Below are 1,068 nucleotides of genomic sequence, written 5' to 3'. Positions count from 1 at the left end.
CAGGGCCTGGGAAAAGCAAATCTTTCATTTGATTTCGAAATGACAACAACGGAAACAATTAAAACATATTCTGTAGGAGAAGGAAAAGATCAGAAGATATTTACGGAAAAATCAAGCACTACAGATGCTAATGTATTGGATAATACAATTGATTTTTATGTAAGTGGTTTCGTGGTTGCCAGAGATATACAAACGAAAAATGCCACAAGTGAAGGAAGTCAAATTGGGGGTAGGACTAAGGATGGAGTAGTAGCTTTTGATGTTAACATTCAATTAGAACCCAGAAATACAATAGCACTTATTGACCACTGGTTACCAAGAGGCAACTATGACATTCTGGGGTTTAAAGTTAGAATAGAAGGAGGGGGCGGAAAAACACCACTTGCCAGCTTATCGAATGTTAGCGGAATTGATAATCGAACAGCTGCTGATTTTACATCAAAAGTCGACCTTAAGCAACACACATTTAGATGAAAAATCAATCACAAATAATAAAAAAGATTACAAGTGCTGTATATTATATAGCGCTTGTAATCTTGATTCTAAGTAATGTAAAACTGTGGGGGCAGAGGAAAACTATCCTGGGGCCATTTTGGGGGCATCTTTCTCTTTACGTAGTTATTTTCTGTATTTTGTTATTTATTGGGTCACATGTAATAAAGTGGTTCAGGAGAAAATAATTTAAAACTTTGAATCATTGGTGTCCGGTAAAAATGTAGGATTATAACAAAAAAGGAGGTCGTTAGACCTCCAGAATTGGATAAATTTGAGTTACCACACTTAAACTATCCAACGAGCAAAAGTAAATTTTTTACCGGACAGCCGATTTTCAATCAGGTATTAAATTATATTCCCCGCAATTTGATTCAACAGGTGACCCGGGAACTCAATGCGGACTATTACTATAAGTCATTCAAGAGTTATGATCACTTGGTAACCATGTTATATTCGATATTTAATCATTGTACATCGCTTAGGGAAGTCACTACAGGGCTACTGGCCTGGGAACACCGTATCCATCATTTAGGGCTCAAGACCCATCCGCGCCGCAGTACAATTGCTGATGCC

At 37.4% G+C, this 1,068-nt stretch carries 2 protein-coding genes; both read left to right on the top strand.

From position 1 onward, the window contains the following. A partial coding sequence (locus tag A4R26_RS34870; RefSeq protein ID WP_165760225.1) for a hypothetical protein occupies positions 1-474 on the top strand: 474 nt, incomplete at its 5' end. Between the two features lie 282 nt (positions 475-756). Further along, a partial coding sequence (locus A4R26_RS10800; RefSeq protein WP_133054627.1) for a DUF4372 domain-containing protein occupies positions 757-1,068 on the top strand: 312 nt, incomplete at its 3' end.

The sequence above is a fragment of the Niastella populi genome (assembly GCF_002078015.1).
Taxonomy (GTDB): Bacteria; Bacteroidota; Bacteroidia; order Chitinophagales; family Chitinophagaceae; genus Niastella; species Niastella populi.
This window is presented reverse-complemented; position numbering and strand designations above follow the sequence as displayed.